The sequence below is a fragment of the Komagataeibacter xylinus NBRC 15237 genome (assembly GCF_001571345.1).
Lineage (GTDB): Bacteria > Pseudomonadota > Alphaproteobacteria > Acetobacterales > Acetobacteraceae > Komagataeibacter > Komagataeibacter xylinus.
Genome location: NZ_BCTP01000076.1, coordinates 1 through 7,961, shown reverse-complemented (window position 1 = coordinate 7,961; position 7,961 = coordinate 1). Strand labels below are relative to the sequence as shown.

At 59.9% G+C, this 7,961-nt stretch carries 7 protein-coding genes; 2 read left to right on the top strand and 5 right to left on the bottom strand.

All coding sequences use genetic code 11. From position 1 onward, the window contains the following. Nucleotides 1–35: 35 nt before the first annotated feature. The 5 genes from GXY01S_RS15785 to GXY01S_RS15765 all read right to left on the bottom strand — a co-directional run bounded on the left by GXY01S_RS15785 (nt 36) and on the right by GXY01S_RS15765 (nt 5,066). A complete protein-coding gene (locus GXY01S_RS15785; protein ID WP_061276655.1) occupies nt 36–287 on the bottom strand; it encodes a hypothetical protein in 252 nt (83 codons plus the stop codon). A 14-nt stretch (nt 288–301) separates the two neighbouring features. After that, nucleotides 302–1,699, bottom strand: coding sequence for an amidohydrolase family protein (locus GXY01S_RS15780; protein WP_061276652.1), 1,398 nt, complete (start codon nt 1,697–1,699; stop codon nt 302–304). A gap of 87 nt (nt 1,700–1,786) precedes the next feature. Continuing rightward, nucleotides 1,787–2,116 carry a hypothetical protein gene (locus GXY01S_RS15775; protein WP_061276651.1) on the bottom strand — a complete coding sequence of 110 codons (330 nt, stop codon included), beginning with the start codon at nt 2,114–2,116 and terminating at the stop codon, nt 1,787–1,789. Between the two features lie 123 nt (nt 2,117–2,239). Further along, nucleotides 2,240–3,166: an SGNH/GDSL hydrolase family protein gene (locus GXY01S_RS15770; protein WP_218003175.1), complete on the bottom strand. Its 927-nt coding sequence runs from the start codon at nt 3,164–3,166 to the stop codon at nt 2,240–2,242. Nucleotides 3,167–3,596: 430 nt separating this feature from the next. After that, nucleotides 3,597–5,066, bottom strand: coding sequence for a transglycosylase SLT domain-containing protein (locus tag GXY01S_RS15765; RefSeq protein WP_242501151.1), 1,470 nt, complete (start codon nt 5,064–5,066; stop codon nt 3,597–3,599). Between the two features lie 667 nt (nt 5,067–5,733). On the opposite strand from GXY01S_RS15765, the gene GXY01S_RS15760 reads away from it, so the two are divergent. Both GXY01S_RS15760 and GXY01S_RS15755 read left to right on the top strand, forming a co-directional pair. Beyond that, nucleotides 5,734–6,912, top strand: a complete 1,179-nt coding sequence (locus GXY01S_RS15760) for a GDSL-type esterase/lipase family protein (RefSeq protein ID WP_061276658.1) — start codon at nt 5,734–5,736, stop codon at nt 6,910–6,912. Further along, the coding region (locus GXY01S_RS15755; RefSeq protein ID WP_061276657.1) for an MBOAT family O-acyltransferase at nt 6,912–7,961 on the top strand (1,050 nt) is incomplete at its 3' end. The genes GXY01S_RS15760 and GXY01S_RS15755, both read left to right, overlap by 1 nt.

The following is a 7,961-nucleotide window of genomic DNA, read 5'->3' as shown; positions in this document are numbered from 1 at the left end:
CAAAAAGCTTCAAAAAACGTAGCACCCGGAAATTTTTACGGACCACCAAAGAACGCATCGCCCATGTAATCAGGCGGCCCGCCATCCAGTCCTTCGGCTTCGAAGCCATCATTGTACGGGCCTGAATAATACCCCATGCCGTAATTATGTTCATTCCAGTCATTATTCGTAATCATCGGGCCATCCGGGCCGGAAAGCTGGGGGCCTTCAGGCCCCGCGCAGCCTGCCAGGCTCCCCAGTAGCGACAGGAACAGGCTCAGGCGCAGGGCGGTCTTGCGTGCGGGCATCAAGCGGGTTCCTGTCATTTGTGGGGGGATAACGGGCCGGGCAGCGGGCCTGCAACCGGCTGGCCACGATGCCAGACCTGCCGGATCCGGTCCAGCGCGGCAGGCTCCACCGTGGGGTTGCCCTGCACCACCAGCAGGTCGGCCCACTGGCCCGGCGCTATGGTGCCCCGGTCGGTCAGGTGCATGAGGCGTGCGGCATCGCCCGTGGCCAGCGTAATGGCCTGCAGCGGTGTCAGCCCGGCCATGATGGACAGGCGCACTTCCCGATGTTCTGCAAAGCCGGGAATGCGCACGGGCGTAGCCCCTGAATCCGTGCCAAAGCCTGTGGGAATGCCCGCGCGGTACACCGCCATCAGGTTCTGCATGTTCATGGCCAGCGCCCGGTGGGCGGCGGCACTGAGCGGGGCTGCCAGCGTTCTGGCCCGCCATGCGGGGTCGGCAAATTGCTGGCGCAGCGCGGGTGAGAGGCCGAAGGAAAGGAAGGGATCATCCAGCCATTCCGGGTGCTCGGCAAAGATGTAACCGGCCTCGTCAAGCGAGAGCGTGGCGATATAGCCCGTGCCCTGCGTGCGCATGGCGTTGAGCAGCGCTGGGTCTATGGGCCGGTCGCGCACGCCATGGGCCAGAATGTCCACGCCGGCCGCCACCAGCGCGCGGGCATCGGCCAGGTCATGAATGTGGGCCGCAATCCGCTTGCCCCTTGCATGCGCCTGCGCAATGGCGGCGCGGTAGATCGCAGGCCGCATCTTGGGCAGGGGGCGCGCGCCGGGCACGCCGTTGCGGAAATCATCCACCCACAGCTTGATCAGGTCCGTGCCTTCATCAACCATGCGGTCAACGGCGGCGCGCGTCTCGGCAGGGGTGGTGGGGCGAAAAACCTGATCGGGGCCAATGTGGAACATGTTTTCAGGCGGCACGCCATCGGGCGCGCCAATGCCCTGATCCACGCCAAACAGGTCGGCGCCCGGGTTGAGGCCCGCATGCTGTTCGCGGCGCAGGTCATCGAACAGTGGCGAGCGGTTCAGCCCGAGTGCGACCACCGTCGTCACGCCATAGTGTTCGTATTGCGCGAGTTCGGAGAGGATATTGGCGCGGGTGTAGTTTTCCGCCCCGTTATGGGTGCCGCTGACCTGGCCCACATGGCTGTGATCGGAAATCAGCCCCGGCAGCACGCTTGTGCCCGACAGGTCAAGCGTGCGGGCATGGGCGGGCGGCTTCAGCCTATGCCCCGTGGCGGCGATATGCCCGTTTTCGATCAGGATATCTGTATCGGCCTGCGCAGGCTGGCCCGTGCCGTCAATGACGGTGGCATGGCGCAGCAGCACAGGTCTTGCCGCCTGGGCATGGGCGGTGCCGCACAGGGCGGGCAGGCTGGCCAGAACGGCCATCAGGGCAGGGCGAACGCGGGGCATGCAGAACCTCCATCAGGCACGGGTAATGATGCAGTGTTGCCCATCGGGTGCGCCTGCGTCCATTCACGTCCGTGCCGGTCAGGCGGTTCAGCCGGGCAGGCGCGTCGCCCCGCCTTCAATCAGGTCGGCAAAGGCATCCTGCACATCGCCACTTTCAGGAAAGCAGACAAGAACGTCATCGCTTTCCGCTTTCGCTTCACGCGCGGGTCTGACCACGCTCTCCCACTGGCGCGAAAGGGATGTGACCGTGCCGATTTCGGGTTCAACAAACTGCCATGACCCACCTTTGGCCGTTGACCCCATGACGGTGGTGAGCAGAAACACGCCCGCCTGGTCCGGCAGGGGCGTGGGCGCGCGATGAAACTGGTAGAGCGTGCCGGATTTTCCAAACAGCGTGAATGAATTCCACGGTTCCATAAGCCTGTCATCTCCCTCGGTAGCGGGGTAGTATGGCATACTTCGCCATGATGGTGGAAAGGTGACGCAGGGCCTGCCGACAATATGACAGGCTACCCCGCAACGCACTGTGTCAATGGCGTGTCAGGATGGATCACGCGCGGCAGCAGGCTGGCCTGATGCGGGCGTTGCGGCTTCGGCAGCCCTGGCTTTCTGCACCGCGTTGGGCTGGTAACAGGCAATCAGGGGTTCGAGTATCTTGGCTGCTTTCTGGTAACCGCCTGGGGTCAGATGCACGCCGTCATCCGCACGAAGGCGCACTTTTGAGCCATCGACACCTTCGCCATAGGCAGAGAAATGCCCGTCATCAGCAAAAACCGACCATAGCGGCACAAATTGCGCACCGTTTTTGGCGGCCTGATCCTGAAAGATATTGTTCAGGATGGCCATATCCGCCGAGAAAACATCATCACGCACCATCGGATGCCCAACCCAGATAACGGGAATATGGGCGTTTTTCAGCGTGACCATAATATCGCGCACCCGGGCGGAATAGATTTTTGTGAAGTTGGCCAACTGGCCCGGGTCAACAGCACCATGAACCCTGACCGGCGGCCTGTCATTGGCGCCGAACATGACAACGGCAACATCGGCATGTTCGCTGGCGGCCAGTTTATGTACTTCATCTGGCCAGTTATAGAATGATACCGATACCAGACCGGTGGAAATCTTGCTGTGGTCCAGAATGCGCATGTTTCGGTTCGTACGATAAAGCCAGCGCAACCCGCCTGCCAGCCCCTGGGCCTGTGAATCACCAATGACCAGCACCCGCCCGGTTTCACCCGGCGTGGGAACGCAGGCCGGCGCTGCGGGCGGGGTTGTGGCCGCGGGGGCGGCATCGGCGGTTTGCGGCGTGGCGGGCGTTGGTTGTGCCGTGCTGGACTGTGGTGCCGCTACAGGTGCTGGTGTGGCAGGGGAAGTGGATTGGGGCGCCCCGCTTTCAGGTGTTGCGGTGGGGGCTTGTGCACTGGCACCAGTACATAGCGCGGAAAACAGTGCGGTTGCACACATGAGATGGCGAAACCGGCTTTGGAAAACGCTATTTTCTTTTAGCCAATCGGAAGAAAAAAACATAAATACCTCAAACGCATTCGCGGTCGTACTGGTGCAGGTGATGAGAATTTAACTAAAAAACCCTGATTTTGATAGGGGCTAATTACAACACATTTCCCGGAAGAACAGGATGCATTAATAAATTTTTGATCATATGGTTTAACTTTGAAAAGAAAAAATATTTATATTTATAAAGAATAGTTAAAATATGAAAAACTGATCTATAGGGTCATAAACTGCCAATGCCCTGAAAAGGACCACTCCATTCCGTAAAAACTGGCCCGGCTCCGGTCAAATGTACCGCAAGGCTGGAAGAGAAGGGTTAGGCAACGTGGGCCTTGCCTGCCGCGATGTGGCCAGCCCTGGTCCGTCATTGTGCGCGCAGGTCTTACTGGAGGGATGTTTCTGCCGCGAGGGGGAGTCTGGCTTTCTCGCCCAGGGCCAGTGCATCAAGGGTTGCGGGGCGACGATTGAGCTTTTCCGAATAGATCCAGCTATGCAGGAGCACGGTCTCGATCCAGTGCCGCACGGTGGGTTTGGGAATGGCCTCCAGAAATGCAAGAGGTTCATCCGTGCTCTGTGCGGGTGCCTTCCAGTGGGCGACTTCGATATGGCCTACCGCATAGCTTGCCAGCAGGCGGATGAGGTGGTTGTTGATGTGGCGGTCCCGCGCCAGTGCCATCAGGTAACGCTGGCCAATCAGCAGATTGACGGATGGATTGTTGAGATCTTCCGCCTGGCCACCAGCGAAATTCGCGGCCGTGCGTGGCATGAGCTGCATCAGCCCCCTTGCGCCGCTTGATGAGACGACCGTGGGCTGGAAGCGCGATTCAATGGAAATGATGGCATAGATAAGGGCCGGGTCCACCACGAACCCGCCCTGTGGCGTAAAGCGCTGCGGCAGAGGAAGGGCATGGCCCGGCACAAGCCTGCTGCCCCCCGCGTAGCGGGCCGGGGCGTAGGGCGTGGCAGCAGTATTTTCAACCGCGTGCGCCACAAGCCCTATTGACTGGCGTTCCGTGGTGTTTCCTGCATCCACCCAGTCATCATGCAGTTCGGCTTCGGCGAGGTCCTTGCGGCCAACCTGCAGCCATGCCAGCGCCCGATGGCCCGCGGGCCGCGCGGCAACCACGTTTACATCGGCAATCGTGGGCACGGCTGCGTCATTGCGTGAGTCGGTTTTGGCGAGCGCGTGCCGGGCGATGACCCCGTAAAAACAGTCCTTGCAGCCCGCGCTCTGTGCAAGCCAGCGCATGGCATCCTTCGTATTGCCCGCTTGTTCGCTCGCGCGGCCTGCCCACCAGGCGGCAGCGCTGCGCACATCTTTTGAGCCTTTATCGGCATTGGCCGCCCACGCGAACAGTTGTTGTGCCTGCTGCATTCTGGCCAGCCGCCAGGCGGACAGGCCCGCGTAAAACGCCACCGTGCCGCTCGCTTCCCTGAAGGCGGATGGCGCCATGGCCCTGCCGAGCAGGATCTGGTCCTGCCCCTGCGTGTAAAGGGTCTGCGCCTCGGCCGCGCTGATGGTTGTGCCAGAACTCCTGCTCCCGCCCGCAGGGGCATCGGCCGTGCTGCGCCCTGCCAGCATGGCCCGCATCATGGGGGCGTGGGGAAGGTCCGGGTAGCGTGCCAGCCAGCTTTCCAGCATGGGGGTGGAGCAGGCATGTGCGGCATGAAGGCAGCGTTCTGCCACGATGGTGCCGGTCAGGCCATCGTCTTTCACCTGCTGCAGCAGGGTATCCGCACCATCGAAATTGCCAGCGGACTGGGCTGCGAAAGCCGCGCGGATGCGGGCGGCATCGCTGGCGGAAAGGGGATGGAGCAGGGGGGGCTGCCCCTGCGCCATGGGCGCAGCCATGGCCACTTCATCTGCCGGCCGGGCGTGAGCGGAAGCGCCGGATACCTGACAGAATGTTGTTGCCAAAGAAAAAACAGCAATAGATGCAACGGAAAAAAGACCTGTCATTCCGTGCTTCAGGGGATGAGAAACAGACCGCATGATGGCGGCTGGTAACAGATATTCCAAAATAAATAAATACCAGAATTCCATTCCGTTAGTCATGCCCTGTTCAGGTATGATTCAAATCATGGCAGCATGATGTAAATTGTAACATGAAATGACAGGACTGTTTCCTCATGCTCGTGCTGGTCCTGATTTCAGACAATGCTGCGGGGAAGGGGGAATACGCCCTTGTCGTCTTGATATGTTTGAAGATCTTGCCCGCGATATTTCCCCTCTGGCCTTCACCCATAAACGGCGGAGCACGGGGCGGGTTGCCGGGCAGGCCCATGCCCGTCATGCGCTAAAAATATGTGGTTACGGATGATCGTGTTTCATGGTAAAATTTATCCAATAAACACTTTATATTGGGAACTCCGTGTCACTCACACGCCACACGCTGAGCAATAGCCTGTTCCGTAATTGCTCCTTGTCCCTGTTTTGTGCGGTGCTGTTGATGGGGTGTGCTGCATCCCGTGATGCGGCGCCGGCCCGATCCATTGAAAAACTGGGCCGCTATTCTTCCGTGGCGCCTTTTTATAAAGCCCTGGATGCACTCCAGGCCGGCAAGGCCACGGAACCCGTCACCATATTGCAGATTGGCGATAGCCATACCGCCAATGACGCGTTCAGCGACCAGATGCGCACCGCGCTGCAACAGCAGTTCGGCAATGCGGGCCGGGGCTTTTTGCAACCCGGCGTGCCATTCCGCTACGCCCATCCCGCGCAGGTTACGGTTTCCTCTACAGGGTGGAACGCTGTCAGCGCCTTCAGCAAGACGGCAGCAGGCCCGTGGGGCATCAGCCTGTTCAGGCAGCATGCCGATGGGCCTGCCAGCATGACCATCACCGCCGATGAACCCGGTGGCCTTGGCCGTGGCATGGTGGAATTCCTGAGCCAGCCCGGCGGCGGCCAGATTGTCGTGGAGGCCGATGATGGCGGGCGCACCGTCATTTCAACGGCCTCGGCGCACGACACAGAAGCGATGTGGCTGCGCATGCCTACCTCGCCCGATACCCGTTCGGTCACCGTCTCGGCCATTGGCGATGGTCCGGTCGACATCCTGGGCTGGGAAGTGAGCAAGGCCACCCAGACCGGGCCCGCGCCAGGCATATTGTATTCCAACCTTGGCGTGATCGGCTCGACCATCGATATCGTGAGCAGGGTTGACCCTAAAATCCTGTCCGAGGAAATCAGGCGCCTCAGGCCCAGCCTGCTGATCGTTGCCTTTGGCACCAATGAAGGCTTCAACAGCACGACGGGCTTCGAGTCCTATGCGGCCCGGTATGAACAGGTCATACAGGAACTGCACAATGCGGCTCCCGCGGCAGGCCTTGTCGTGACCCTGCCGCCTGATGGCGTTCACCTCGAACGCCAGGCCCCCTATGCCCGCTCGTGCGACCAACTGGCCTATGGGGCCAAGGGCTTCGCCACGCCGCCCGCGCTCGATACCGTGCGCCAGGCCCAGACAGAGGTGGCCCGGCGTAACCACTGGATGCAGTGGGACTGGCGGCAGGCCATGGCCGATGCAACGCATCCCGACGGGCGGTGCACCATTCTTGTCTGGGGCAGTCGCAATCCCCCCATGGCGGCGAAGGACCATGTCCATCTTCTGAAAGCAGGCTACCAGCAGACGGCGGTGTCATTGCACGATGATTTAATGAATGGTTACGGTTTGTGGTCTTCGAAGAAACATAAGAAATAATGCTTTTTCCAACACTGAATTTCGCTTTATTCTTTATTGCCGTTGCGGTCATCCTGGCATTGATCGGTGGCCTGTGGGAAGTCAGGAAGCTTTTCCTGGTTGTCGCAAGCTATGTTTTTTATGCGTTCTGGAACTGGCATTTCTGCATTCTGCTGCTGTCCAGCACGGCGGTCAGCTATTCGGTCGGGCGATGGCTGCCTGAAGCAGACAGGCCCCGGCTGCGCAAATGGATGGTTGGTTGCGGGATTGGCATCCAACTGCTTGTTCTGGCATTTTTCAAGTATTACGATTTCTTCGCCACGTCGTTTAACAGAATGACACGCGATGTCGGCTGGGGCGAGCCTGTTCCGCTCATTGAAATCCTTCTGCCGGTTGCCATTTCGTTTTTTACCTTTCATGGCATCAGCTATATTGTCGATGTCTATCGTGGCAAGGTCACGCGCTGCCGCCGTTTTACAGACATGATGCTTTACATGTCTTTCTTTCCGCAGCTTGTGGCAGGCCCAATCGTGCGGTCTTCCAAATTCCTGCCGCAACTCGAGCGGCCCTCGCCCACGCCGCCGCCCATCGCGACAGCGCTGCTGATGATTGCGGGCGGGCTTTTTAAAAAGGTGATCCTGGCCAGTTACCTGGGTACGCAGCTTGTTGACCCGGTTTTTGCCGATCCGGCCAGTTTTTCGACCCTGGACCTGTTATTCGCGCTCTATGGGTTCGCCGTGCAGATCTTCTGTGATTTTTCCGGTTATACGGATATTGCCATCGGTCTGGCCGCCCTGCTGGGGTTCGAGTTTCCGCAGAACTTCAACCAGCCTTACCGGAGCCCGTCCCTGCGTGATTTCTGGCGGCGGTGGCATATGACGCTGTCTTTCTGGCTGCGCGACTATCTTTACATTCCCCTTGGTGGCAGTCGGCATGGTCGGCTGCGCACATCCGCCAATCTCATGATCACCATGCTGCTTGGCGGATTGTGGCATGGCGCGGCGATGAAATTCGTCATGTGGGGGGCTTTGCATGGCGGTGGCCTACTGCTGGAGCGTCCGTTCTCCGAC